The following is a 24,394-nucleotide window of genomic DNA, read 5'->3' as shown; positions in this document are numbered from 1 at the left end:
CAGCAGTAGGCGCTGACTTTCGCCAGACTCAGCGAACGACGCTGAGCCAGGCGCTGGCGGCGGCGCGCAGTTCTTGCGCGTGGCGAGCGTCGTAGCCCGCCATGCCGTCGGCGGCTTCCATCAGCGCGGCCGCGTGGCTGGGCTCGGCATCGGAAGAACGGAAGAAATTGACCACTTGGGCGATCAAGCTAAGCATGGTGTTGCGGGTCCTTTTGAGACCACGCCTCTGAGTTGTTGATGGACGTACTTTAGGGGTTTTCCCTAACCCTTGCTCGCCAAGGTTATGCGTGCTGTGCATGACCCGATTCCGCTGCGCCGGCGAGCTTCGCGCGGGACAATGGCCGGATGAAGCTGCAACTGTTGTCCGACCTGCACCTCGAGTCGCATCCCCACTTCGAAGTCACCCCCGCGCCCGGCGCCGACCTGCTGGTGCTGGCCGGAGACATCGGCTCCTACCAGGCAGGCTCGCGGCTGGAAGACACCCTGTACGGCCTGGAGCGGTTCTCGCCCCGCCGGGGCTGGCCGGTGCCTGTGCTCTACGTGCCGGGCAACCACGAATACGACAACGACGACTTCGACACGGTGCACCTTCGCCTGCGCGAAGCCTGCGAGCAACTCGACATCCACTGGCTCGAATCGGAAACCATGTTGATCGACGGCGTGCGCTTTGTCGGCAGCAGCCTGTGGACCGACTTCGACGCGCTGGTCGACGCGAAGGAGCCGATGACCGAGCAGTTGAAGAAGCGCGGCAAGGCCATGCGTGCCGCCAACTACTACCTGAGCACCTGCGGTACCACGCGCCGTGGCCAACCCTTTCTGGCGGAGGAAGTACGCGAACATGGCCTGGCCTGCCAGGACTGGCTGCGCAAGGCGCTGGCACAGCCCTTCGACGGCACCACGGTTGCCGTCACCCATTTCGCGCCCAGCCTGGCCAGCGCCGATCCGCGCTACGGGCTCACGCCCGGCACCGCGGGCTTCTGCAATTCGCTGGACGAGCTGCTGCCGCGCGCCCAGCTGTGGCTGCACGGCCACCTGCATTGCGCCTTCGACTATGTGAAGGACGGCTGCCGCGTGGTGGCCAACCCGCTGGGCTACCGCAGCAAGGGCGAGCAGGAAGGTTTCCGGCCGCACCTGCTCATCGAGGTGCCCGGCCGCTGATCCGATGGGGTCAGCCGGCGACCACGCCTGCGCGGCCCGCCTCCACCGCAAACAGTGCCTGACGTGACAGGGCCGCGTCCTTGACGGCCGGATGCGGCGTGGCGCGGAATTCGCAACGCGCCGCCTCCCGGTCGATGTCCAGCAAGGCATAGCCTCGCTCGTCGCCGCGGGCATGGGCGATGTCGGCGTTGTCCTGCTGCATCTTCGCCATGGCGGCGCGGCTGGCGCCGCGCGAGGTGACGGAACCGCCGACGAATTCGCTGGCCACGACGGGGGAGCCGGCATCGTTGGGCACCACTCGCAGATCCGCGGCAACAAAGCGGTGCACATCACCACCCAGCGCGACCACGTTGTGCACCTTGGCATCCGCAATGCCCTGGAGCAGGCGCTGGCGCGCCATCGGGTAGCCGTCCCAGGCGTCCGTCCAGTTCTGGCGCCCCTTCGGCGCCTCGATGCTGGTGCTGCTCACCTGCGTGGACTGGGCCAGCAGCTTCCAGCGCGCGGTGGACGCGGACAGCCCCTCGGCCAGCCAGCGCTCCTGGGCCGCACCAAGCATGGTGCGAGCAGGATCCGCCAGCTGTGCGCAGTCCGTCACCATGCGGCCGTGCGACATCTGCGGATCGCCGCAGGCGTGATGGCTGCGGTACTGGCGGCAGTCCAGCGTCCAGATGTCGGCCAGGTCGCCCCAGGCGAACCGGTCATGGATGCGCATGTCCGCACCTTCTGGCGCCAGGGCCAGCGGCATGTGTTCGAAGTAGGCGCGGTAGGCGGCGGCGCGACGGCGCAGGAACTGCTCGGTGCCGGTAGGCGCAGGCTCCCGGTCGGCGGCGTAGTCGTTCACCACCTCATGGTCGTCCCAGGTGAGGATCCATGGATGTGCGGCGTGCGCGGCCTGCAGGTCGGGGTCGCGCTTGTACAGGGCATGGCGCGCCCGGTATTCGTCCAGGCCGTGTGGCATGGGCGCGTCGTGGCGGCGCTGCGCGTTGGCCGCGTTGATGCTGCCTTCGTAGATGTAGTCGCCGACGAAGACGACCGCATCCAGATCGCGCCCGGCGATCTCGCGGTGCGCCACGTAGTAGCCGTATTCATAGTGCTGGCAGGAGGCCAGCGCCAGCCGCAGGCGCCGCACGGGCGCGCCGGCCGCTGGCGCGGTGCGGGCGCGCCCCACCCTGCTCACCGCGTCGCCGCACGAAAAGCGATACCAGTAGGTGCGCTGCGGCGCCAGGCCGTTCACCTGCACGTGCACGCTGAAGGCACGTCCCGCGTGGGTGATCTGCTCGCCTTGCGCCACGCGCTGGCGCAAGGCTTCGTCGGCAAACACTTCCCAACGTACCTTGCAGGGTGCGCGCGCATCGCGCTCGGCCACCTCCTCGCCAGGCGGCGCCAGGCGCGTCCACAGCAGGACGCTGTCCGGCCTGGGCATGCCGCTGGCCACGCCCAGGCCGAAGGGGTCGGCACGCCAGCGCGGCGCCTCCTGCGCGCGCACGGGCAGCGGCACGGCCCAGGCACTCAAGGCCAGCCAGAATGCGGCACGGTTCAGCTCACGGCGATTCAGCATGGCGCGGATTGTGCAGCGTCGATGCGCCACACTCGGGGGCCATGAAAGTCATTGTCCTGGGCGCCGGCATCATCGGCGTCAGCACCGCGTGGCACCTTCTCGAGCGCGGGCACGAAGTCACCCTGGTCGATCGCCGCAGCGACGCCGCCCTCGAAACCAGCTTTGGCAATGCGGGCCAGATTTCCGTCAGCTATTGCGAGCCCTGGGCCTACAAGGGCGCGCCGCTGCAAATATTGAAGTGGATGTTCCGCAAGGACTCGCCCCTGCTCTTCCGTCCGCAGGCCGACTGGCAGCAGTGGCGATGGGGCCTGGCCTTCCTCGGCCAGTGCAACGACGCGGCCTTCGCGCGCAATGTGGCACAGCTGGTGGCGCTGGGCGCCTACAGCCACCAGGCGCTGCGCGAGGTGGTGAGCATGACCGGCATCGAATACGACCGGCTCGAGCGCGGCATTGCGCACTACTTCACCAGCCAGAAGTCCTTCGACGAGGCGGCGCATGCGGCCGAGCTCATGCGCACGCACGGCGTGCAGCGCCAGCTGCTCTCGCGCGATGAGTTGCTGGCCATCGAGCCTGCCTTCCGAGCCTTCGGCGAACAGCACATCGTGGGCGGCACCTACACCGCCAGCGACGAATCGGGCGATGCGCGGCGCTTCACCCAGGCCCTGGCGCGGCACTGCATGCGCCTGGGCGCGCGCACGCTGTTCGGCCGCACGGTGCACGGCATCGAGGTGGCCGGCGGCGAGGTGCAGGCGGTGCATGTGAGCGCGGGCAGCGGCGACGACTCGGCCAGCAACGACGTCGCCCTGAAGGCCGACGCGGTGGTGGTGGCCTGCGGCTCGTACAGCGCACCGCTGCTGCGCAGCGTGGGCGTCGACCTGCCCATCTATCCGGGCAAGGGCTACTCGGCCACCTTCGACATCCTGCGGCCCGAGGCCGCGCCGTGGGTCAGCACCATCGACGACGAGGTGCAATGCGCCATGACCCGCATGGGCGGCAAGCTGCGCGTGGCGGGCACCATCGAGCTGGCCGGCTTCGACACCTCGCTGGACACGCCGCTGGCCCGGGCGCGCTGCGAGATGCTCGCCCGCCGCGTGGAGCAGGTGCTGCCCGGCGTGTGCGACACGCGCAGCCAGGCCCAGGGCGGCGATCCGCATTACTGGACGGGCCTGCGGCCGGCCACGCCCACCAACATTCCCTTCATCGGCCGCACGCGCGTGGGCAAGCTGTGGGTCAATGCCGGCCACGGCACGCTGGGCTGGACGCACGGCGCCGGCTCGGGCAAGGCGCTGGCGGCGCTCATCAGCGGGGAGCGGCAGCCCATTGCAGGCTTCGGCTTCCACGGCATGGCCTGATAGAAAGAAGCGCATGCTCAACGCTCTGTGGCTCGGATTCTTCGTGGCGGCGGCCATCGCCGCCCTGGTGCGGTGGCTCGGCGCGGGCGACGCGGCGGTGTTCGCCGCCATGGTCGACAGCCTGTTCGCCATGGCCAAGCTGGCGGTGGAGGTGATGGTGCTGCTGTTCGGCACGCTGACGCTGTGGCTGGGTTTCCTGCGCATTGCGGAGGCGGCCGGCCTGGTGAACGCGCTGGCGCGCTGGCTCGGGCCGCTGTTCAGGCGGCTGATGCCCGAAGTGCCCGAAGGCCATCCGGCGCTGGGCCTGATCACGCTGAACTTCGCTGCCAATGCGCTCGGGCTGGACAACGCGGCCACGCCCATCGGGCTGAAAGCCATGCGCGAGCTGCAGACGCTCAACCCCAGCCCGGTGAGCGCCAGCAACGCGCAGATCCTGTTCCTGGTGCTCAACGCGTCCTCGCTCACGCTGCTGCCCGTGGGCATCTTCATGTACCGGGCGCAGCAGGGGGCGGCGGACCCGACGCTGGTGTTCCTGCCCATCCTGCTGGCCACCAGCGCGTCCACCCTGGTCGGCCTGCTGGCGGTCGCGGTGGCGCAGCGTCTTCGCCTGTGGGACCCGGTGGTGCTGGCCTACCTGCTGCCGCTGGCCCTGGGGCTGGCCGCCTTCATGGCGCTGCTGGCCAGCCTCAGCGCCGCGGCGCTGGCCTCGCTCTCGTCGCTGATGGGCAGCCTGGTGCTGTTCGGCCTGATCCTTCTCTTCCTGCTGCTGGGCGCCGTCAAGCGCGTGGGCGTGTACGAGCGCTTCATCGAAGGCGCGAAGGAAGGCTTCGACGTGGCGAAGAACCTGCTGCCCTACCTGGTGGCCATGCTGTGCGCCATCGGCGTGCTGCGGGCCTCGGGCGCGCTGGACCTGGCGCTGGACGGCATCCGCTGGCTGGTGGCGCAAAGCGGCTGGGACACGCGTTTTGTCGATGCGCTGCCCACCGCGCTGGTCAAGCCCTTCTCGGGCAGCGCCGCCCGCGCCATGCTGATCGAGACCATGCAGAGCCACGGCGTGGACAGCTTCCCCGCGCTGGCGGCGGCCACCGTGCAGGGCAGCACCGAGACCACCTTCTACGTACTGGCGGTGTACTTCGGCGCGGTGGGCATCCAGCGCACGCGGCATGCGGTGTCGTGTGCGCTGCTGGCCGAGCTGGCGGGCGTGGTCGCCGCGATTGCGGTGACGTACTGGTTCTTCGGCTGACTGCGCCGCGCCGGGCCCTTGTCGCGCTTGCGCGGCGCGTTTGCCTTGCTTCGGCCAGAATAGAAGGCTGCCCGCCTGCGGCATCTTCCTTCATTGCATCCAACGTGAGTCCACCCCAAAAGGCGCAGCCGCCCTCCTTCACCACCGACGAGTTCCGCGCCGCGCTGGGCATGTTCGCCACCGGGGTCACCATCGTCACGGCGCGCTCTGCGAATGGCAGCCTGATCGGTCTCACGGCCAATTCCTTCAACTCGGTGTCGCTCGCGCCGCCGCTGGTGCTGTGGAGCCTGGCGCGCGGTGCCGGCTCCATGCCGTCGCTGCGCACCGGCTCGCACTACGCCATCAACATCCTGGCGGCCAGCCAGAAGGAACTGGCGGAGCGCTTTGCCACCAAGAACGTGGACCGCTGGAGCGACGTGCAGTTTTCCACCGGCATCGGCGGCGCGCCGGTGCTCGAGGGCTGCGTGGCCAGCTTCGAGTGCTTCAACCGCAGCCGCTATGACGAAGGCGATCACGTCATCTTCGTGGGCGAGGTGGAGCGGTGCACGCACCGCCCGGGCGCCTCGCCGCTGCTGTTCCACGGCGGGCGCTTCTACACCGAGCATCCCTTGTGATGCCGGCCTACCCATCGGAGTCATCGCCCTTTCATGATCGCCCGCAAGGACCACCTCGACACCCTCGCCGTCACCCTCCTCGTCTTCTGCTGCGCCTTCTGGGGGCTGCAGCAGATCCTCATCAAGACCACGGTGGGCGAAGTGCCGCCGCTGTGGCAGGCGTCGATCCGCATGGCCGGGGCGGTGGTGCTGCTGTGGGCCTGGTGCGCGGCGCGCGGCGTCAAGCTGTTCGAGCGCGACGGCACGCTGCCGGGGGGCCTTCTCGCGGGCGCGCTCTTTGCGGGCGAGTTCACCTGCATCTACATCGGCCTGCAGCACACCAGCGCCTCGCGGCTGACCGTGTTTCTCTACACCTCGCCCTTCGTGGTGGCGCTGCTGCTGCCGCGCTGGGTACCCAAGGAACGGCTGCACGGTGTTCAATGGTTCGGGCTGGCGCTGGCCTTCGGCGGCGTGGTGGTCGCCTTCAGCGAAAGCCTGGGCCACAGCTCCAGGGACATGCTGCTGGGCGACGCACTCGCGCTGCTCGCGGGCCTTCTGTGGGGGCTGACCACGCTGGCCATCCGCACCACCCGGCTGGCCACGGCCAGCGCCGAGAAGACGCTCTTCTATCAGATCGCCGTCACCGCGGCGCTCTCGCCCTTTCTGTCGCTGTTGCTGGGCGAGACGTGGAGCTTCTCGTACTCCGGCTACGCGTGGTTCTCGGTGGCACTGCAGACGGTGATCGGCGCCTTTGCGAGCTACCTGGCGTGGATGTGGATGCTGCGGCACTACCCGGCCACGCGCATCTCGTCCTTCACCTTTCTCACACCGCTGTTCGCGCTGATCTTCGGCGTGGCGCTGCTGAAGGAGCCGCTCACGCTGCAGCTGATGCTGGCGCTGGCCGGCGTGGGCCTGGGCATTCTGCTGGTCAATCGGCGGGCCTGAAGGCTAGCGCTTGCAAAGGCCGAGAACCAGCTCCTGCTCGGTGCACGCGCCGGTGCGCGGCGGCTGGGTCTGGTCGGCCGCGGGCGAGGCGCTGCTGCGCGCCGCCACTTGTCCGGCGATGCAGTTGCGCAAGCGCTTTTCCACAGGACCGTAGTAGCGCCAGTCGCGGCCCAGGGGCGGCAGTTCGAGCTTGACCTGCTTCCACTTCGGATGGCCGCTGGCCTGCAGCTTGTCGAAGTTGGTGCACAGCGAATCGGCGAAGCGGTTCAGGTTGACCACGGTGGACTGCAGGCCGTAGTCGTAGGTCACCAGGAAGGCCTTCACCGTCAGCGTCGGCACATCGGCCGTGAGCCAGGCGGGGTAGCTGCTGGCACGCAGGGTGGCCGGGAAGTAGGTCTTGCGGGCGCGCGTGGTTTCGACCGCGCCCTCGTCGAGCCTGAGGATCTTGATGAACTTGCGCGCCTCCGGCTGCATGTCCGTGAACAGCTTGGCCGGCTGCCCCGCCACGATGATGGCCACGTCGATGCTCTTTTCCACCGTGAGCTGGATGAGCGCTTCCTCGTTGGTGAGGTACTTCGCGTTTTCAGGCGGAAGGGGTTCGTTGAACATCAGCTGGTAGAGCGTGCGCGCGCTGAGCGCCGTGCCGCTGCCGATGGGCCCGACGCCGATCTTCTTGTTCCTGATCTCGTGGATGGCGTTCAGCGGCGAATCGGCCCGCGCGACGAAATAGATCTCCTCGTCGTACAGCGGCATGATCAGGCGCAGCGGCCGGATGATCTTGCCGGCCTCGGCGTTGCCGGCCTTGGCTTCGTCCAGGTAGGCCTGGAACACGTCGGACTGCACCAGCGCCAGCTTCACGTTGGGCTCGAAGCGCATGCGCCGCACGTTCTCCGCCGAGCCCTTGGATTCGAGCACCTCCAGCTCGATGCCGGCCGGCTCGGCCACCCACTTGGCCAGGTCGCGGCCGATCTGGATGTAGGTGCCGGTCTTGGAGGCCGTGACGATCTTGTACTGCGCCGGGCCGGCGCTTGCGGGAGCGCGGGCAGGAGGGGTCGCCGGCTTTCCACGCGTCGAGGCCCAAGGCGGTGGTGACTGGGCCACGCAGGACGCACTGGCCAGCGCGGCGGCCATCGCCAGTACCAGGCCCCTGAAGATCGATCGGATCGGCATAGCGGCTCCCGGGAGCTGTTGTTCATCGGTTCGGGCACAGTGCCATGGCTGCCATGGCCGGCGGGCACGCACCCTCCTGGCCTGGCGTTTCGGCGGCTGGCGCGGAAGAGGTGCTGGTTGCAGGCGCTGGCGCAGGCAACTCGGGAACCGTCCTGGCGGTGGGCGCGGGCGCGGGCGGCGCAGCTGCAGCAGTTGCGGCGGCGGGTGCACCCAATGCCGAAGCGTCGGCCGGCTTTGTTTCGGCGGCGACCGGCGCGGGTTCGGCTGGCTTCCGGGGCGCCGCTTTTTCTTCCACGCGTGCGCCGCCACCTGCCGCCTGTGAAGCCTGGGGCGCCCGCTCTTGCCTCCCGCCCACGTACCAGTCGTACGACAGCACGCCTGCCAGCGCGAGGAGCACGGCGGCTGCCAGACCCATCGACCAACGGCTTCGCGCAACCGCGCGGCCGGGCCCGCTGTCCGGGGCGCCAGCCGGCCCGGGAGCGTCCTGCAGCAGAACCGGCTCGCGCCGCGGATGGCGCCGGGCGGCATGCTTCGCTGGAAGGGGGTCGGAGGCCATGCCGTCGCCATTGGACGCCGGCTGCGTGATGTCGATCACCGCCGACGGATCGCCCTCCAGCTGGTCCTGGCCGCAGTAGCGGCAAAAGCGGTCCCCTTCCTGCAAGGTCTGTTCGCAACGCTTGCAGGTCACCTGTAATTGCGTGTCCGAAAAATCGGCCAGGATCACCATGTCTTGCCGCGCCGGTCGCCCGCGAACGTCTGGGGCGCGCCAAACATCCTAAGCCTGCCGGCGCCGCGCTGTCGACGTGCAATGCGGCGTAGGCCTTTGGTCAGATCAGGCTAGCGCAGGCCTTCCCACCAGTGCCTGTTCTCGCGCGGCTTGCCCACGGTGAGCACCTCGCCGATCTCGGGCGTGGCCAGGTGGATGCCGCGCTCCTTGGCCAGGGCCGCCACGCGCTCGAGCGGATCGCGCCAGCCGTGGAAGGCCAGGTCGAAGGTGCTGTTGTGCACCAGATAAAGGACGCCGGCGCCCAGGTCCTGGAAGGCCTGTACTGTTTCTTCCGGTTGCATGTGGACGGCCGGCCAGTAGGTGTCGTAGGCGCCGTTCTCCATGAGCGCGATGTCGATGCGCGGCAGGCGCTCGCGGATGGTCTTGAAGCCGCTGAAGTAGCCCGAGTCGCCGGAATAGAAGATGTGGTCGCTGCCGCTTCGCACCGACCACGAGGCCCACAGCGTTCGGTCGCGGTCCCACAGGGTGCGGCCGGAAAAGTGCTGCGCGGGCGCGGCCGTCAGGGTCACCTCGCCCCACTTGCGCTCCTGCCACCAGTCGAACTCCTCGATGCTGTCCGCAGGAACGCCCCAGCTGCGCAGGTGCTGCCCCACGCCCAGCGGCACGAAGTAGCGCTTGACCCGGCCCTTGAGCGCCTCGATGGTGGGCACGTCCAGGTGGTCGTAGTGGTCGTGCGACAGGATCAGCCCTTCGATGGGCGGCACGTCTTCCAGCGCGATGGGAGGCTGGTGAAAGCGCTGCGGCCCGGCCCAGGTCACCGGCGACGCGCGCGGCCCGAACACCGGGTCGATCAGCCACCACTTGCCGCGCAGCTTGAGCAGGTGCGACGAATGGCCCAGCCGGATGATGTGGCTGGACGCGTTGTCCAGCGCATCGAGCGCGGCCTTGTCCAGCATGCGCACCGGAATGGGGTCGATGGGCACGGTGCCCTGCTTGCTCTCGAAGAAGAAGCGCGACCAGATGTCCCAGGTGGAGCGGTTGGGCTTGAGGTCGGGGTTGGGCAGGTTCTGGAAGCGATGCTCGCGCGCCACGTACTGCGGCGAACGGACCAGGTCGTCTTCGGTGACTTGGGCCTGCGCAGCGCCGGGCAGCAAAGCACTGAAGATCGGAAGAAGGCAGCCGCAGGTGAAGCGTTTCATGAGCATCCCCGATGTGTCGTCGTCGTTGTGCCGCGCAGGATAACGCGACGGCCCGGGACCGCTCAGGCCTGGCGGAATTCCCCGAGCACCTCCAGCACGCGCAGCGTGGCGCCGTCCAGCCCGCTGCGCGCGCGGTGCGCGATGCCCAGCCGCCGGGTGAGCCTGGGCGAGATGGGCAGCACCACGACCTGCTCATGCTCGACGCTCTCCTGCACCGGCAGCAGGGCGGCGCCGTAGCCCGCCGCCACCAGGCTGCGGATGGCGGCGTCGTAGTTGAGTTCGATGCGCGCGCGCGGCGCCTCGCCGGCGGCGGCGAACCATTCCATGGTCAGCCGGTACAGGTGGGTGGTGGCCTCGTTGAAGATGAGCGGCTGCTGCGCCAGCCAGCCGGGCGTGATGCGGCGCGGCACGCGTTGCTCGCTCTGCCAGCGCGGCGGCACGAAGGCCATCACGGGCTGGGTGCGCCAGGCGCTGAACACGAGCTGCGGCTGCGGCGGCTGCGGAAGCGCCACCAGGCCGATGTCCAGCGTACCGGCCAGCAGGCGCGACAGGGCCTCGCCGGAGCCGAGGATGCTCACTTCCACGTCGATGCCCGAATGCTCCTTTTCCAGCCGCGCCAGCACCTGGGGCAGCAGGTCGACCACGACGCCGGTCGAGGTGCCCAGGCGCACGCGGCCCGCGCGCCCTTCGGACTGGCGCCGCACGGCATCGACCGCGTCATCCGCATCGCGCAGCAGGCGGCGGCCGCGCTCCACCAGCGCCGCGCCGGCGGGCGTGGGCGTGACGCGCCGGTTGCCGCGCACCACCAGCGGCGCGTCCAGGCGCGACTCGAGTTCGCTGATGTGCAGGCTCACCGTTGGCTGCGCCAGGTGAAGGGCGCGGGCGGCGGCCGAGAAGCTGCCGAGGTCCGCGATGGCAACGAGGGTGCGAAGCTGGTCCAGGTTGAGTTGGCGCATGAATCAGGAAAACTGATAGTTCATCTCAGAATTCTCAACTTCCACAATAGCATGGCGCGCAGGAAGATCGCATCCAACCCAGGAGAACTTCATGTCGTCGTCGATTTATCCGCACCTCTTCCGACGCATCGCTTCGGCGCTGGCGGCATGGCGCCGCCGGCAGGCGGACCGCCGCCAGATGCTGGCGATGAGCGACGCCGAGCTGCGCGACCTGGGCATCGGCCGCGGGCAGATACCTGCACTGCTGGAAACGGCGCCGAGCCAGCATGCACCCTTGCATGCCGCCAGCGCACGCCCGGCGCGCAGCAGGCGGATGACGCTGCAAAAAACGACCGCCTGAGGAAACGCGCTTGCCCCAGCGCGCACGAACGGGGGCGCTCGTGGTTATGCTCGGCCGGCGCGGCGCGAATGCCGCGTCACTTCGACTGCCCTCTCCCCATGCTCCCACCCGGAACCCTGCGCGGCATCGTTGCCATGCTGGCCGCCTGCGCCGCCTTTGCCTGCATGGATGCGCTGCTCAAGATCCTGGCCGGCACCTTTGCGCCGGCGCAGGTGGCTGCGCTGCGCGGACTGACGGGGCTCCCGCTGGTGTGCCTCTACGTGGCCTGGCACGGCGAAACGCGCGCCCTGTTCTCGCGCCAGCTGCGCTGGGGACTGCACGCCGCGCGCGGCGTGCTCGCCCTGACGATGCTGCTGCTGTTCACCTTCGGGCTCAAGAGCCTGGGCCTGGCCGAGGCCTACACCCTGACCTTCGTGGCGCCGCTGATCATCACGCTGCTGTCCGTGCCGCTGCTGGGCGAGCGGGTGCGGCCGCGCCACTGGGTGGCCATTGCCGCGGGTTTCATCGGCGTGGTGGTGGCGCTGCGGCCCGAGCAGGATGCCTTCATGTCGGTGGGCGCGCTGGCCATCCTGGCGGCCGCCGTCTGCTATGCAATGACCAACGTGCTGGGCCGGCTGGTGAGCCGCAGCGAGCCCAGTTCCACCCTGGTGTTCTGGACCACCGCGGCCCTCGCGGTCGGCGGTTCCGTGCTGGCGGCGCCGCATTGGGTGCCGCTGTCGATCGAGCACGCGTGGCCGCTGGCCGGCCTGGCGCTGAGCGGCTTCCTGGGCCAGCTGGCGATCTCCGAGGCCTTCCGCCACGGCCAGGCCGCCGCCATCGCGCCCTTCGAATACAGCGCGCTGGCCTGGGGCATCGCGCTGGACTGGCTGATCTGGAGCGCCACGCCCGACGGATGGACCCTGGGCGGCGGCGCCATCATCATTGCCAGCGGCCTGTACCTGGCGCGCAGCGAGGCGCCGCGCAGGCGGGCGGCAACCGAAGCTGGCCTGGGTTGACGAAGCTCCCTCCCCCGCTGGGGGAGGGTCGGGGTGGGGGCACGCGCCGCGCTTGTCCTTGCAACGTCGTGAGCCCCCATCCCTGCCTTCCCCCAGAGGGGGAAGGAGAAAGGCCCTTCACACCACGCCGGCGGCGCGCAGGGCTTCGATCTTCTCGGGCGACAGGCCCACCTCGGCCAGCACCTCGTCGGTGTGCTGGCCCAGCGCCGGCGGCGCGCGGCGCAGCACCGGCGGGGTGCCCTGCAGGCGCAGCGGGCTGGCCACGCCGGTGATGGCTTCGATGCCGTCGCCCGCGTCGCGCGGCAGCGTCACGGCCAGGCCGCGCGCCTTCACCTGTTCGTCCTCGAAGGCCTGGCCGATGTGGTTGATGGGGCCGCAGGGCACGGCCTTGTCTTCCAGCAGCGCGATCCACTGCGCCGTGCTGCGGGTGCGCGTGACCTCTTCCATCATCGGAATGAGCAGGTCGCGGTGCCGCACGCGCAGGGGGTTGGTCGCAAAGCGCGGGTCCTGCGACCACTCGGTGTGCCCGGCCGCCTCGCAGAAGCGCTCGAACTGCCCGTTGTTGCCGATGGCCAGCAGCATGGCGCCGTCGCTGGTGCGAAAGTCCTGGTACGGCGCCAGGCTCGGGTGGCTGTTGCCCTGGCGCTGCGGCACCTTGCCGGTGTTGAGAAAGCCGCTGGCCTGGTTGGCCAGGATGGCCATGCCCACGTCGAGCAGGGCCATGTCGATGTGCTGGCCCTCGCCCGTGCTGTGCCGCACGTTGAGCGCGGCCAGGATGGCGCTGCTGGCGTACACGCCGGTGAACAGGTCGGTGAGCGCCACGCCCACGCGCAGCGGGCCGCCGCCGGGCTCCTCGTCGGGACGGCCGGTGATGCTCATCATGCCGGTGGTGGCCTGGATCATCAGGTCGTAGCCGGCGCGCTGCGCGTGCGGGCCGTCGTGGCCGAAGCCGGTCACGCTGCAGTAGATCAGGCGCGGGTTGAGCTGGCGCAGGCTCTCGTAGTCCAGGCCGTACTGCTTCAGGCCGCCGGTCTTGAAGTTCTCGACCAGGATGTCGGCCTCCTGTGCCATCTGCGTGAGCAGGGCCTGGCCCTCGGGGCTGGCCATGTCGACGGTGACCGAACGCTTGTTGCGGTTGCAGCAGGTGAAGTAGCTGGCCTGATCGGTGTCGCGGCCCTCGCCGTCCTTCAGGAAGGGCGGGCCCCAGTGGCGCGTGTCGTCGCCCACGCCGGGGCGCTCGATCTTCACCACGTCGGCGCCCAGGTCCGCCAGGATCTGGGTGCACCACGGCCCCGCGAGCACGCGGGACAGGTCCAGGACCTTGATGCCGTCGAGTGCTGCTGGAGTTCTTGAGGAATTAGACATGGGTAGCGAGGCTTGTTCCTTGAACCGCTCCCAGCCCAACGGTGGCCAGGGCCACCGCGGAACCGGCTTTGCCGGGCCGCTGGTGGCGCCCCCTTGAGGGGGGATGCGAGCTACACGAAGTGAGCGAGAGTCGGGGGTGTGCTCAAAATGCTGCGATGCCGGTGATGGCGCGGCCGAGGATCAGGGCGTGGATGTCGTGCGTGCCTTCGTAGGTGTTCACCACTTCCAGGTTCACCAGGTGGCGCGCCACGCCGAATTCGTCGCTGATGCCGTTGCCGCCCATCATGTCGCGCGCCAGGCGGGCGATGTCCAGGGCCTTGCCGCAGTTGTTGCGCTTCATGATCGAGGTGACTTCCACCGCGGCGGTGCCTTCGTCCTTCATGCGGCCCAGGCGCAGGCTGCCTTGCAGGCCCAGCGTGATCTCGGTCTGCATGTCGGCCAGCTTCTTCTGGATGAGCTGGTTGGCCGCCAGCGGCTTGCCGAACTGCTTGCGGTCCAGCACGTACTGGCGGGCGCGGTGCCAGCAGTCTTCGGCGGCCCCCATGGCGCCCCACGAAATGCCGTAGCGCGCGCTGTTCAGGCAGGTGAAGGGGCCCTTCAGGCCCTGCACCTCGGGGAAGGCGTTCTCTTCGGGGCAGAACACGTTGTCCATCACGATCTCGCCGGTGATGCTGGCGCGCAGGCCCACCTTGCCGTGGATGGCCGGGGCCGACAGGCCCTTCATGCCCTTTTCCAGCACGAAGCCGCGGATCGGGCCGACGGCGCCGCTCTCGCTCACTTCCTTGGCCCAGACGACGAACACGTCGGCGATGGGGCTGTTGCTGATCCACATCTTGGCGCCGGTGAGCGCGTAGCCGCCCGGCACCTTCTTGGCGCGGGTGACCATGCTGCCGGGGTCGGAGCCGTGGTCGGGCTCGGTCAGGCCGAAGCAGCCGATCCACTCGCCGGTGGCCAGCTTGGGCAGGAACTTCTGCTTCTGCGCCTCGGTGCCGAATTCGTTGATGGGCACCATCACCAGCGAGCTCTGCACGCTGGCCATGGAGCGGTAGCCGGAGTCCACGCGCTCGATCTCGCGGGCGATCAGGCCGTAGGCCACGTAGTTCAGGCCGGGGCCGCCGTATTGCTCGGGAATCGTCGGGCCCAGCAGGCCCAGCGCGCCCATTTCGCGGAACACGGCCGGGTCGGTCTCGCCCTTGCGGAAACCGTCGAGCACGCGCGGGGCCAGGCGCTCCTGGCAGTAGGCATTGGCGGCGTCGCGGATGGCGCGCTCATCGTCGGTGAGCTGCTGGTCGAGCAGCAGCGGGTCGTCCCAGTGGAAGGAAGCTTTCTTGGTGGCCATGGCAGTCTCTCTGTCGTGTCTGTCGGAATGAAGGGCGGACGGGGGTGTCTGGGAGGGGATCGTAGTCCTGCCACCCGTGCCGAGGCAACCGATTGTTCTGCACCCAGTCATGCGTTCTGAGCATATCTCGGCCCACGGGTACAGATGCCGGGCCGTCGCAACGCCCCCTGAAGTCATACACTCGCCGCATACATGCGCCGCAAGATTCCACCGCTGCAAACCCTCGTGTGCTTCGACGCCGCTGCGCGGCACGAGAGCTACACCCGCGCCGCGCAGGAGCTCGCGCTCACGCAAAGCGCGGTGTCGCGGCAGGTCGGCGCGCTCGAGTCCTTCCTGGGCGTGCCCCTGTTTCGCCGCACCCGCCACGGCGTGGCGCTCACGGCCAGCGGGGCGGCCTATGCGCGGCAGATCGCCCGGCGGCTGGAGGCCATGGAGCGCGACACGCTCGATGCGATGGCCGGCCAGGGCGAGGGCGGCTCGCTCTCGCTGGCCGCCGTGCCCACTTTCGCCACCCGCTGGCTGGTGCCGCGCCTGCCGGGCTTCGCCAGGCTGCATCCCCATGTGCCGGTGCACATCGAGACCCGCACCCGCCCCTTCCTGTTCGCCGACGCCGAGTTCGACGCCGCGCTGTACGCCGGCACCCCGGCGCAGGTGCAGAACTGGGCCGGCACGCGCGCGCTGCTGCTCATGCCCGAAGACGTGGTGCCGGTGTGCAGCCCGGCCCTGCTGCCGCGCGGCAAGCCGGTGACGCCGGCCGCCGTGGCGCAGATGCCGCTCTTGCAGCAGAGCACCCGGCCGGAAGGCTGGCGGCAATGGTTCGAGGCGCAGAACGTGGACGCCTCCAATGCGCGCGGCGGCCCGCGCTACGAACTCTTCTCCATCCTGGCTGCCGCCGCCTCGCACGGCCTGGGCGTGGCGTTGATGCCCACCATGCTGGTGCAAGACGAACTGGCGCGGGGCGAGCTGGTGGTGGCCTGCAACAAGCCGCTGGCGGGCCGGCGCAACTACTACCTGGTCACACCCGAACGGGTGGACGCACGGCCCCTGCTGCAGGTCTTCAGCGACTGGCTGCTGGCGCAGGCTCGCCAGGGCTGAACCGCCGGCCACCGCCGCAAACGCAGGTCCGGAAATGGCGCACGCACCGGACGCTGCGGCGCCACACTGGCGAGATGCCCACTTCTCCTGCCGCGCGCGTCGAGGCCCTGCCCTGGACCGACATCGAAACCTCCCTCGCCCAGCATGGCTGCGCCGTGACCGGGCCCCTGCTCACGCCGGACGAGTGCGCGGCCCTGGCCGCGCTGTATGAGCAGGACGCGCTCTTTCGCAGCCGCGTGGTGATGCAGCGCCACGGCTTCGGCCAGGGCGAATACAAGTACCTGGCCTACCCGCTGCCCGCCGGACTCGCGCAGTGGCGCAGCGCGCTCTACGCCCGGCTGGCGCCGCTGGCCAATGCCTGGGCCTCGGCGCTGGGTCTCCCGCCCGACTATCCCGCGCGCCATGCCGACTACCTGGCGCGCTGCCACGCCCAGGGCCAGACGCGCCCCACCCCGCTGCTGCTGCGCTACCAGCCTGGCGACTACAACTGCCTGCACCAGGACCTGTACGGCGACCTGCAGTTTCCGCTGCAGCTCACGCTGCTGCTGAGCCGGCCGGGCGAAGACTTCACCGGCGGCGAATTCGTGCTGACCGAACAGCGGCCGCGCATGCAGTCGCGCGCCGAGGTGGTGCCGCTCCAGCAAGGCGAAGCCGTGCTCTTCTTCGTGAACCAGCGGCCGGTGAGCGGCACGCGCGGCACCTACCGCGTGGCCATGCGCCACGGCGTGAGCCGCGTGCGCTCGGGCCGGCGCATGACGCTGGGCCTGATCTTCCACGACGCGGCGTGAAGGCGCGTGCCGTTCAGGCGGCGCCGCGAACCTCCGCCACCATGCGCTCGAGCTGCGCCACGTCGCACAGCACGAGCGCCTTGCCCGCCTTGGCCAGCAAGCCGCGCTGCGCCAGCGCGTTGAGCTCGCGCGTGACCTGCTCGCGGTTGGTGCTGATGCGGCTGGCCATCTCCGAATGCGTGGGGGCCGGGTCGAGCGTGGCCCGGTTGCCGGCGCACCCCGCCTCGCGCGCCAGCCGCAGCAGCTCCGCGTGCACGCGGTTCTGCACGCCCAGGGTGCTCAGGTCGATCACGCGCTCGGACACCTCCCGCACCAGGCTGCACAGGCCGCGCATCACGCGGTCTGCCACCACCCGTTCCTCGTCCAGGACCTGGCGGAAATCGTCGGCGCCCAGGCTGGCCACGACGCTGGGGCGCAGCGTGAGCACATCGGCCGAGCGCGGCTGCCCGTCGATGGCGGCCAGCTCGCCGAAATGCCCGCCCGCCTCCACTTCCCGAAAGGTGAGCTGGCGCCCGTTCAACGCAAAGATGGTCACGCGCAGCTGCCCGTCGATGACGAAATGGACGTCGCGCTCATGCTCCGCGCGCTGCACCAGCATGCGGCCCGCGGGCAGGCTGCGCCATCGGCAGGCCTGCGCGAGCGCTTCGAGGCGCGAGGGCGCGAGGCCTTCGAACAGCCGCACCGCGCGCAGGCCCAGGCTGGATCTGACTTGTGTCATGGCATCGCTCCAAATGTGTGCGAAAGCGCACTGCCCGATCGCGCCGGTAAGAGGACAGTTCAATCCCGTGATGGCGCGATACCCGCGGCCCACACAGCCACCGGAGATTCTGATCATGAACCGCAAGCAAGTCCTCTGCATGGCCGCGTTGACGCTGTCGGCCGCTGCCTCCGTCTGCGCACAGACCGTGCCTGCCGAGCAATGGGCCGGCCCGCCCGTCACCTTCACCAGCACCGAAAGCCGCGCAGAAGTCACGGCCGGGTACTTCGCCGCGCCGTCGCGGGCGCCGCAGGAACTGCGCGTGGGTCCGGCCGATGCCGGCCCCGGGGCGATGGACCGCGCCACCGTGGCGGCCGACCGCAACCTGTGGCTGCGCGCCGGCCTGGGCAGCTACGGCGAATATGCCGACATGGACCCGCTGCATGCGCAGCGCATGGCCAACTACACGCGCATGCGCAACGGGCCGGAATTCACCGCCGAACTCAGCCGCATCGAAGGCGCCAGGTCGCGCGGCACGGCCATGCTTGCCGCCCCGGCGGCTGCCGAATGAGGGAGCGAGCTCGAGGGGGCGCCGGGCGCTCCCTCTTTTTGTCCGGCGTGTGGCCTGTTCAGCGGCGCACCTGGACCAGCAGGAGGTTGGCGGTGTAGCCGCCGCCCTGCGTGATGACCGCGTAGGACGTGTCGTTGATGAACATCAGCACCCCGTTGCGCTCGACGCGCGCTGCCACCGTGTAGCGCATGCGCGCGTCGATGCGCGACCCATCCACGGTGAGCTCGAAGGGGTACGGCGGCTGCCGGCCCTCGGTCTTGAATCGCTGCTCGGCCAGCACGATGGCCGGCGCATCCATGCGGGAGACGTCCTGCAGGCGCACGATGACGTCGGCATCGGGCGGCACCGCCATGCGTTCGCCCCAGGTGATGGTGCCGGTGACGCGCACCGGCTGCAGGGTCTGCGGCGTGCTCTGGCTGGGGCCTATGGTCGAGGTGCAGGCCACCAGCAGCATGGCGCTGCCGAAGGCGGCCAGTGCAATGGCTGCGTGCCGAATCTTCATGTCGCACCTCCTTGGCCTTGGCGGCGCTGCGCCTCGGTGTGGCGTTGCGCCAGTTGCACGTACCAGTCCAGGCAGCCCGGATTGGCCATCGCCTCGCGGTTGACCACGCGCTCCAGCGGCTGGCCCAGCATCAGCTTCTTGATCGGCAGCTCCTGCTTCTTGCCCGACAGGGTGCGCGGAATCTCGGCCACCTGGAAGATGTCGTCGGGCAGGAAGCGCGGCGACAGCTGCGTCTTGATGGCGTTGTTGATCTTCGCGCGCATCGCGTCGTCCAGCGAGGCGCCCGCGCGCAACACCACGAACAGCGGCATGTAGCTGTCCCGACCGAGGTATTCGAGGTCCACCACCATCGAGTCGAGCACCTCGGGCAGGCCCTCGACCGCGCTGTAGATCTCGCTGGTGCCCATGCGCAGGCCCTGGCGGTTGATGGTGGCGTCGCTGCGGCCGTAGATGATGCAGCCGCCGTCCTCGCCGATCCTGAGCCAGTCGCCGTGCCGCCACACGCCCGGATAGGTGTCGAAGTAGCTCGACAGGTAGCGGGCATTGCCCTCGTCGTTCCAGAAGTACAGCGGCATGGAGGGAATGGGCCGCGTGCACACCAGCTCGCCCACCTGGCCGACCACGGCGTGGCCGTCTTCGTCCCAGGCATACACGGCGGCGCCCAGAAAGCGGCACTGCATCTGGCCCGGCACCTCGGGCAGTTCGCGGTTGCCGCCGACAAAGGCGCCGCAGAAATCCGTGCCGCCCGAGATGTTGCACCACCAGACATCCTTGGCACCGGCAGCGCGCGCAAGTGCGCTGCCCCATACCTGCACGTCCGCGGCCAGCGGCGAGCCGGTGCTGCCCAGCACCCGCATGCGGGACAGGTCGCCCACGTCCTTGGCTTCGAGCCCGGCCTTCATGCAATTGGCGAAGTAGGCCGCGCCCGCGCCGAAGAAGGTCACGCCGTGCCGGGCCACGAAGCGCCACAGCACGCTCCAGTCGGGCTGGCTGGTGCTGCCGGCCGGGTGCCCGTCGTAGATGCAGACGGTGGTGCCGCCCGCCAGGCCCGCCAGCTGCGCGTTCCACATGACCCAGCCGGTGGAGCTGTACCAGTGGAAGCGCTCGCCCCGGTTGTTGTCGCTGTAGCTGGCGCCCAGGTCGTAGTGGATGGCCGAGAGCGCCATGCTCAGCAGGATGCCGCCCTGGCCGTGCACGATGGGCTTGGGCAGCCCGGTGGTGCCGCTGGAATAGACGATCCACACGGGGTGGTCGAAAGGCAGCCACTCGGGCGCGAAGGCCGCCACCTCGGCGTCGTCCTGGGCGATGGCCGCCTGCCAGTCGAGCTCGCAGGGCAAGGCCTGCGCCGCATGCGGCGTCTTTACCAGCAGCAGGGACTGCACCGTCGTCAGCTCCTGCCGCAGCTGCCGCACGATGGCGCTGCGGTCGTGCGCCTTGCCGCCGTAGTGCACGCCGTCCACCGCGATGAGCAGCTTGGGCTCGATCTGGCGCAGGCGGTCCACCACCGCAGCCACGCCCATGTCGGGCGCGCACACGCTCCACACGGCGCCGATGCTGGAACAGGCCAGGAAGGCCACCATGGTCTGCGGGATGTTGGGCAGGTAGGCGGCCACGCGGTCGCCGCGGCCGATGCCCTGGCGGCGCAGGGCCTGCGCGAGCGACGCCACCTGGCGCCGCAGTTCGGGCCAGCTCATCTCGCGCACCTCGCCCAGCTCGTTCTCGCTCACGATGGCGGGCAGGCCGGCCGCATGGGCGGCATCCACATGCCGCATCACCTGGGCCGCGTAGTTGACCTGGGCGCCGGGGAACCAGCGTGCGCCGGGCATCTTCTCCTCGGCCAGCACGGCGCTGTGCGGCGTGGGCGAGAGCAGGCCGCCGTAGTCCCAGATGCTCTGCCAGAACGCGTCCAGGTCGCGCACCGACCATTGCCACAGCGCGTCGAAGCTGTCGAAAGCCAGGCCGCGCGTCTCGCGCAACCAGTCCTGGTAGAGGCGGATCTGGGGAGCGTTGGGTGCCAGAGAGGTGATGCTGTTGCTGCTCATGCAGCGAGCCTACCGCGCCGGCTTGCCAGCCGGGGCGGGGGATTGTCCGCTTGCCTTGGGGGGCTCGCCCAGCAGGCGCTCCACCTGCTGGCCCACCCGCGCGCCGATGGCCGTGCCCACGCCCGGCAGCACGGCAGTGCCGACCGCGGCGCCGGTGACGGCGCCGGCCGTCATCGACAGCACCGGCTCTTCCACCGTGCCCGAGATCTTGAGCGGAATGCCCACCACGCCGCCCACCAGGTCGATGGCCAGTTCGCCATCGAGCTTGCGGCGGAACATGCTCACGTTGCCGCTGGCCTCGAGCACGCCGGAGCGCGCCGAAAGGCCGGTGTAGCGAAAGCGCGTGCCGTTGCCCGTGTTCTGCGTCTCGACGGTGCCGCCGAGTTCGTCGAGCGCGGTCTGGCCGTTCTGGGTGGCACCGGCGCTGCGCACGGCCCGGGCCAGGTCGAAGCGCGTCAGCCGCGCCGGCTTCATCACGAACTTCGTGCTGGTGTGCAGGTTGGCCAGCAGCCCGGTGGGCGTCTCCGCTTCGGCCGCGAGCGTGGTCTTGCCGCTGGCCCGGCCGGCCACCACGCTGTGGCGGCGGAACACCGCGAGCAGCGCCTGCACGTCCACATCCCTGGGTTCGAGTTCGGCCGTGAGCCTGACGCGGCCGCTGTCGGCACGGGCCAGTTGGGCCGAGCCGTTCCACGTGCCGCCGGGCACGTCGATGAGCACGCGCCAGCGCGATGCCTGGCCCTCGCGCTCCAGGCGCAGCTGCGTCAACGGGCTGCTGCCGGCACGCACGATGCGCGCCCGATCCGGCAGCCCGTCGACCCCCAGGTCGACCGTGCCTTCGTAGTCCAGTTCGATCCCGCGGCGGTCGATCCAGGTGAGCTCCCGAAAGCGCAGTTGCACGCCGCCCGGAAGCCAGTCCGCCGCCGGCTTTGCATCTGGGGGCCCGTTGCGGCCGCCTCGCAGTTCGCGAAGCGACACCTGCGGCACCACCCCGCCGTCCACCTCGACGTCCTGCAGCCGGGGCGAGCGCCGGAGCACCGACGACCACGACGCCTGCAGGCGCAGCTTGCGCAGCACGACCGGGCTGGCCTGGCGCGTGACGGCGTTCTCGATCACCAGCGTGGGCTGCGGCCAGAACGACCAGCGCACGTGCGAGAAGTCGACCTGCACGCCGGTGCGCTCCTTGAATTGCTGGGCCGCGCGGGCGGCGACTTCCTCCTGCGAGGGCAGCCACGACCAGGCGGCCGTCACGAGCACGATGAGCCCGCCGGCCAGCAGGCCGCTCGTGGCGTAGAGCAGGCGTCGTGCGCGGGACATGGCCCCAGCTTAGGCCTGCAGTAGCCTGCGGGGCTGTAGGCCCCGGCGCCGCCCCCATGCAGCATTTTTCCCGCCGCCGCGGTCCGACTTTTCTTGATCCGTCTTCCTGGAGTTTCCGCACATGGCCATCTGGCAAAAGCCCATCTCGCTCGACATCCTCAACAGCACGTCCGACGGCACTGCGGTGCGGCATCTGGGCATCGAATTCACCGAGATCGGTGACGACTGGATCCGCGCCCGCGTGCCGGTGGACAGCCGCACCATCCAGCCCTACGGCCTGCTGCACGGCGGCGTCTCGGTGGTGCTGGCCGAAACGCTCGGCTCCACCTGCGCGCACTTCAGTTCGCCCGAAGGCCACCGCTGCGTGGGCCTGGACATCAACGCCAACCACCTGCGCGGCGTGACCAGCGGCTGGGTGAGCGCCACGGCGCGCCCGGTGCACCGCGGCAAGACCACGCAGGTGTGGCAGATTGACCTCACCAACGAGGCCGGCGAGCTCACCTGCGTGTCGCGATTGACGATGGCGGTGCTGCTGCCCCGACAATAGCGCCCGCCATAAACAAGAGGACGGAGAAGAAGATGAGCGAATCGCGCCTTTTTCAATGGGACGTGGTCAAGCCCGCCAGCGGCCAGGTGGTCGCCCCCACCGAGCGGCTGCCCTGGCCGCAGACCGCCGCACTGGGCGTTCAGCACGTGATCGCGATGTTCGGCGCCACCGTGCTGGCACCGCTGCTCATGGGCTTCGACCCCAACCTGGCCATCCTCATGAGCGGCATCGGCACGCTCATCTTCTTCGTGGTGACGGGCGGCCGGGTGCCCAGCTACCTGGGCTCCAGCTTCGCCTTCATCGGCGTGGTGATCGCCGCCAGCGGCTATGCCGGCAAGGGCCCCAACACCAACCTGGGTGTGGCGCTGGGCGGCATCATCGCCTGCGGCGCGGTGTACGCCATCATCGGCTTCATCGTGGCGGCCACCAACCGGCAGCAGCACCGCGTGTCGCAGCCGCTGAAGGGGCTGGAGGTGGACGAGATCGAGGACGGCGTGGCCACCCACTGGATCGAACGGCTCATGCCGCCGGTGGTCACCGGCTCGGTGGTGGCCGTGATCGGCCTGAACCTGGCCCAGGTGCCCATCAAGAACATGGCACCCACCGGCTTCGACACCTGGATGCAGCTGGTCACCTTCCTCTGCGTGGGGCTGGTGGCGGTGTACACGCGCGGCATGGTGCAGCGCCTGCTCATCCTGGTGGGACTGATCGTGGCCAGCCTGATCTACGCGGTGCTGACCAACGGCTTGGGCCTGGGCAAGCCCATCGACGTGTCGGCCATCGTGGCCGCGCCCTGGCTGGGCTTTCCGACCTTCGTGGCGCCGGTGTTCAAGAGCGACGCCATGCTGCTCATCGCGCCCGTGGCCATCATCCTGGTGGCGGAAAACCTGGGCCACCTGAAGGCGGTGGGCGCCATGACCGGCACCGACATGAACCCCTACATCGGCCGCGCCTTCGTCGGCGACGGCATTGCCACCATGGTCAGCGGCGCGGCCGGCGGCACCGGCGTGACCACCTACGCCGAGAACATCGGCGTGATGGCGGCCACCAAGATCTACTCCACCGCCATGTTCGTGGTGGCGGCGCTGATCGCCATCGTGCTGGGCTGCAGCCCCAAGTTCGGCGCGGTGATCCAGGCCATTCCGCTGGCGGTGATGGGCGGCGTGAGCATCGTGGTGTTTGGCCTGATCGCCATGGCCGGCGCCAAGATCTGGGTGGACAACCGGGTGGACTTCACCGACAACGCCAACCTCATCGTGGCGGCCGTCACGCTCATTCTCGGCACGGGCGACTTCACGCTCAAGTTCGGCGGGCTGGCCCTGTCGGGCATCGGCACCGCCACCTTCGGCGCCATCCTGCTGTATGCGCTGCTGGGCCGTCGCCGCTGAAAAGCACAGCGCCGCCATCAGCGTGGGCCGCCTCGTGCGGCCCTTTCTTTTTTTGCATGGCGAATTCACAAGGCGTCCAGCCATGCAACAACATGAAAAAGCCTGCCCGAAGCAGCCCCTTGTGGCGCCCGCACGCCAGCCGAAGGCCCTGCGCCCATTAGACTCGGACGCTTTTCGTACCTACGTTTGACATGGCAGATGCTTCCGCCGCGCGCAGCACCCGAGCGGTTTTCGAGTTCAAGAGCGCGACGCTGCCGCTGATTGCGGTGATCCTCAAGACATCCGACCTCGACCTGCTGGCCGAGGCGCTGGATGCCCAACTGGCCGATTCGCCCGACTTCTTCGAGCAGGAGCCGGTGGTGATCGACCTCTCCCAATTGGAAGAATCCGGCGACGAGGACGCCGCCGAGATCGATTTCGATCGCCTGCGCCAGTTGCTGGCGCGGCACCAGACCCAGCCCATCGCGGTGCGCGGCGGCACCGACGAGCAGCACGCGGCCGCCCGCGCGG

At 69.6% G+C, this 24,394-nt stretch carries 25 protein-coding genes; 13 read left to right on the top strand and 12 right to left on the bottom strand.

The genetic code is table 11. From position 1 onward, the window contains the following. Positions 1-28: 28 nt before the first annotated feature. A complete protein-coding gene (locus VSO01S_RS27705) occupies positions 29-196 on the bottom strand; it encodes a hypothetical protein (protein ID WP_169804090.1) in 168 nt (55 codons plus the stop codon). A gap of 149 nt (positions 197-345) precedes the next feature. On the opposite strand from VSO01S_RS27705, the gene VSO01S_RS09165 reads away from it, so the two are divergent. Then, entirely contained in the window at positions 346-1,158 is an 813-nt protein-coding gene (locus VSO01S_RS09165; RefSeq protein WP_068641596.1) for a metallophosphoesterase, read from the top strand. Positions 1,159-1,168: 10 nt separating this feature from the next. Here the strand turns inward: VSO01S_RS09165 and VSO01S_RS09160 are convergent, their stop codons facing one another. Then, positions 1,169-2,716 (bottom strand): alkaline phosphatase D family protein, encoded by a 1,548-nt coding sequence (locus VSO01S_RS09160; RefSeq protein ID WP_068641595.1) that lies wholly within the window; start codon positions 2,714-2,716, stop codon positions 1,169-1,171. Between the two features lie 41 nt (positions 2,717-2,757). Here VSO01S_RS09160 and VSO01S_RS09155 point away from each other — a divergent pair, with 41 nt between their 5' ends. From VSO01S_RS09155 to VSO01S_RS09140, 4 genes are all read left to right on the top strand, one after another. Further along, on the top strand, positions 2,758-4,068 hold the full coding sequence (locus VSO01S_RS09155) for a D-amino acid dehydrogenase (RefSeq protein ID WP_068641592.1): 1,311 nt from the start codon (positions 2,758-2,760) through the stop codon (positions 4,066-4,068). A gap of 13 nt (positions 4,069-4,081) precedes the next feature. After that, entirely contained in the window at positions 4,082-5,311 is a 1,230-nt protein-coding gene (locus VSO01S_RS09150; RefSeq protein ID WP_068641590.1) for a spore maturation protein, read from the top strand. A gap of 170 nt (positions 5,312-5,481) precedes the next feature. Continuing rightward, on the top strand, positions 5,482-5,925 hold the full coding sequence (locus VSO01S_RS09145; RefSeq protein ID WP_373282886.1) for a flavin reductase family protein: 444 nt from the start codon (positions 5,482-5,484) through the stop codon (positions 5,923-5,925). Between the two features lie 33 nt (positions 5,926-5,958). Next, complete coding sequence (locus VSO01S_RS09140; protein ID WP_068641585.1) at positions 5,959-6,849, top strand: DMT family transporter; 891 nt, start codon at positions 5,959-5,961, stop codon at positions 6,847-6,849. Between the two features lie 3 nt (positions 6,850-6,852). Here VSO01S_RS09140 and VSO01S_RS09135 read toward each other — a convergent pair whose 3' ends face one another. The 4 genes from VSO01S_RS09135 to VSO01S_RS09125 form a co-directional block, all read right to left on the bottom strand. Further along, positions 6,853-8,019: a TAXI family TRAP transporter solute-binding subunit gene (locus VSO01S_RS09135; protein WP_245684152.1), complete on the bottom strand. Its 1,167-nt coding sequence runs from the start codon at positions 8,017-8,019 to the stop codon at positions 6,853-6,855. Positions 8,020-8,041: 22 nt separating this feature from the next. Beyond that, positions 8,042-8,746 carry a hypothetical protein gene (locus VSO01S_RS27080; RefSeq protein ID WP_153305189.1) on the bottom strand — a complete coding sequence of 235 codons (705 nt, stop codon included), beginning with the start codon at positions 8,744-8,746 and terminating at the stop codon, positions 8,042-8,044. A gap of 110 nt (positions 8,747-8,856) precedes the next feature. Next, on the bottom strand, positions 8,857-9,945 hold the full coding sequence (locus VSO01S_RS09130) for an MBL fold metallo-hydrolase (RefSeq protein ID WP_245684151.1): 1,089 nt from the start codon (positions 9,943-9,945) through the stop codon (positions 8,857-8,859). A gap of 62 nt (positions 9,946-10,007) precedes the next feature. Next, complete coding sequence (locus VSO01S_RS09125; RefSeq protein WP_068641583.1) at positions 10,008-10,901, bottom strand: LysR family transcriptional regulator; 894 nt, start codon at positions 10,899-10,901, stop codon at positions 10,008-10,010. Positions 10,902-10,992: 91 nt separating this feature from the next. Between VSO01S_RS09125 and VSO01S_RS09120 the strand changes: the two genes are divergently transcribed. Continuing rightward, positions 10,993-11,241, top strand: coding sequence for a DUF1127 domain-containing protein (locus tag VSO01S_RS09120; RefSeq protein WP_068641581.1), 249 nt, complete (start codon positions 10,993-10,995; stop codon positions 11,239-11,241). A 98-nt stretch (positions 11,242-11,339) separates the two neighbouring features. Beyond that, positions 11,340-12,236: a DMT family transporter gene (locus VSO01S_RS09115; RefSeq protein WP_068641580.1), complete on the top strand. Its 897-nt coding sequence runs from the start codon at positions 11,340-11,342 to the stop codon at positions 12,234-12,236. Positions 12,237-12,353: 117 nt separating this feature from the next. Here the strand turns inward: VSO01S_RS09115 and VSO01S_RS09110 are convergent, their stop codons facing one another. Further along, the gene (locus VSO01S_RS09110) at positions 12,354-13,601 is read right to left on the bottom strand and encodes a CaiB/BaiF CoA transferase family protein (protein WP_068641578.1); all 1,248 of its coding nucleotides are present in this window, start codon (positions 13,599-13,601) and stop codon (positions 12,354-12,356) included. Between the two features lie 142 nt (positions 13,602-13,743). Beyond that, on the bottom strand, positions 13,744-14,940 hold the full coding sequence (locus VSO01S_RS09105; protein ID WP_068641575.1) for an acyl-CoA dehydrogenase: 1,197 nt from the start codon (positions 14,938-14,940) through the stop codon (positions 13,744-13,746). A gap of 192 nt (positions 14,941-15,132) precedes the next feature. Between VSO01S_RS09105 and VSO01S_RS09100 the strand changes: the two genes are divergently transcribed. Further along, positions 15,133-16,035, top strand: coding sequence for a LysR substrate-binding domain-containing protein (locus VSO01S_RS09100; RefSeq protein WP_068641573.1), 903 nt, complete (start codon positions 15,133-15,135; stop codon positions 16,033-16,035). Positions 16,036-16,109: 74 nt separating this feature from the next. Beyond that, positions 16,110-16,823 carry a 2OG-Fe(II) oxygenase gene (locus tag VSO01S_RS09095; protein ID WP_068641571.1) on the top strand — a complete coding sequence of 238 codons (714 nt, stop codon included), beginning with the start codon at positions 16,110-16,112 and terminating at the stop codon, positions 16,821-16,823. A 13-nt stretch (positions 16,824-16,836) separates the two neighbouring features. Here VSO01S_RS09095 and VSO01S_RS09090 read toward each other — a convergent pair whose 3' ends face one another. Continuing rightward, entirely contained in the window at positions 16,837-17,541 is a 705-nt protein-coding gene (locus VSO01S_RS09090; protein ID WP_068641569.1) for a Crp/Fnr family transcriptional regulator, read from the bottom strand. A 115-nt stretch (positions 17,542-17,656) separates the two neighbouring features. On the opposite strand from VSO01S_RS09090, the gene VSO01S_RS09085 reads away from it, so the two are divergent. Then, positions 17,657-18,091 carry a hypothetical protein gene (locus VSO01S_RS09085; protein WP_068641567.1) on the top strand — a complete coding sequence of 145 codons (435 nt, stop codon included), beginning with the start codon at positions 17,657-17,659 and terminating at the stop codon, positions 18,089-18,091. A 58-nt stretch (positions 18,092-18,149) separates the two neighbouring features. Here the strand turns inward: VSO01S_RS09085 and VSO01S_RS09080 are convergent, their stop codons facing one another. The 3 genes from VSO01S_RS09080 to VSO01S_RS09070 are packed head-to-tail and all read right to left on the bottom strand — an operon-like array spanning position 18,150 to position 21,949. Continuing rightward, the gene (locus VSO01S_RS09080; RefSeq protein WP_084241766.1) at positions 18,150-18,593 is read right to left on the bottom strand and encodes a YbaY family lipoprotein; all 444 of its coding nucleotides are present in this window, start codon (positions 18,591-18,593) and stop codon (positions 18,150-18,152) included. Continuing rightward, entirely contained in the window at positions 18,590-20,635 is a 2,046-nt protein-coding gene (locus tag VSO01S_RS09075; protein WP_068641565.1) for an acetoacetate--CoA ligase, read from the bottom strand. Before VSO01S_RS09075 ends, VSO01S_RS09080 begins: the two co-directional genes overlap by 4 nt. Positions 20,636-20,644: 9 nt before the next feature. Continuing rightward, a complete protein-coding gene (locus VSO01S_RS09070) occupies positions 20,645-21,949 on the bottom strand; it encodes a hypothetical protein (protein WP_068641563.1) in 1,305 nt (434 codons plus the stop codon). A gap of 121 nt (positions 21,950-22,070) precedes the next feature. Here VSO01S_RS09070 and VSO01S_RS09065 point away from each other — a divergent pair, with 121 nt between their 5' ends. From VSO01S_RS09065 to VSO01S_RS09055, 3 genes are all read left to right on the top strand, one after another. Then, the gene (locus tag VSO01S_RS09065) at positions 22,071-22,496 is read left to right on the top strand and encodes a hotdog fold thioesterase (RefSeq protein WP_068641561.1); all 426 of its coding nucleotides are present in this window, start codon (positions 22,071-22,073) and stop codon (positions 22,494-22,496) included. Between the two features lie 32 nt (positions 22,497-22,528). Then, on the top strand, positions 22,529-23,884 hold the full coding sequence (locus VSO01S_RS09060; RefSeq protein WP_068641559.1) for a solute carrier family 23 protein: 1,356 nt from the start codon (positions 22,529-22,531) through the stop codon (positions 23,882-23,884). A gap of 191 nt (positions 23,885-24,075) precedes the next feature. Next, on the top strand, positions 24,076-24,394 hold a 319-nt coding region (locus VSO01S_RS09055; RefSeq protein WP_506016898.1), incomplete at its 3' end, for a septum site-determining protein MinC.

Source organism: Variovorax soli NBRC 106424 (assembly GCF_001591385.1).
GTDB classification, from domain to species: Bacteria; Pseudomonadota; Gammaproteobacteria; order Burkholderiales; family Burkholderiaceae_C; genus Variovorax; species Variovorax soli.
This window is presented reverse-complemented; position numbering and strand designations above follow the sequence as displayed.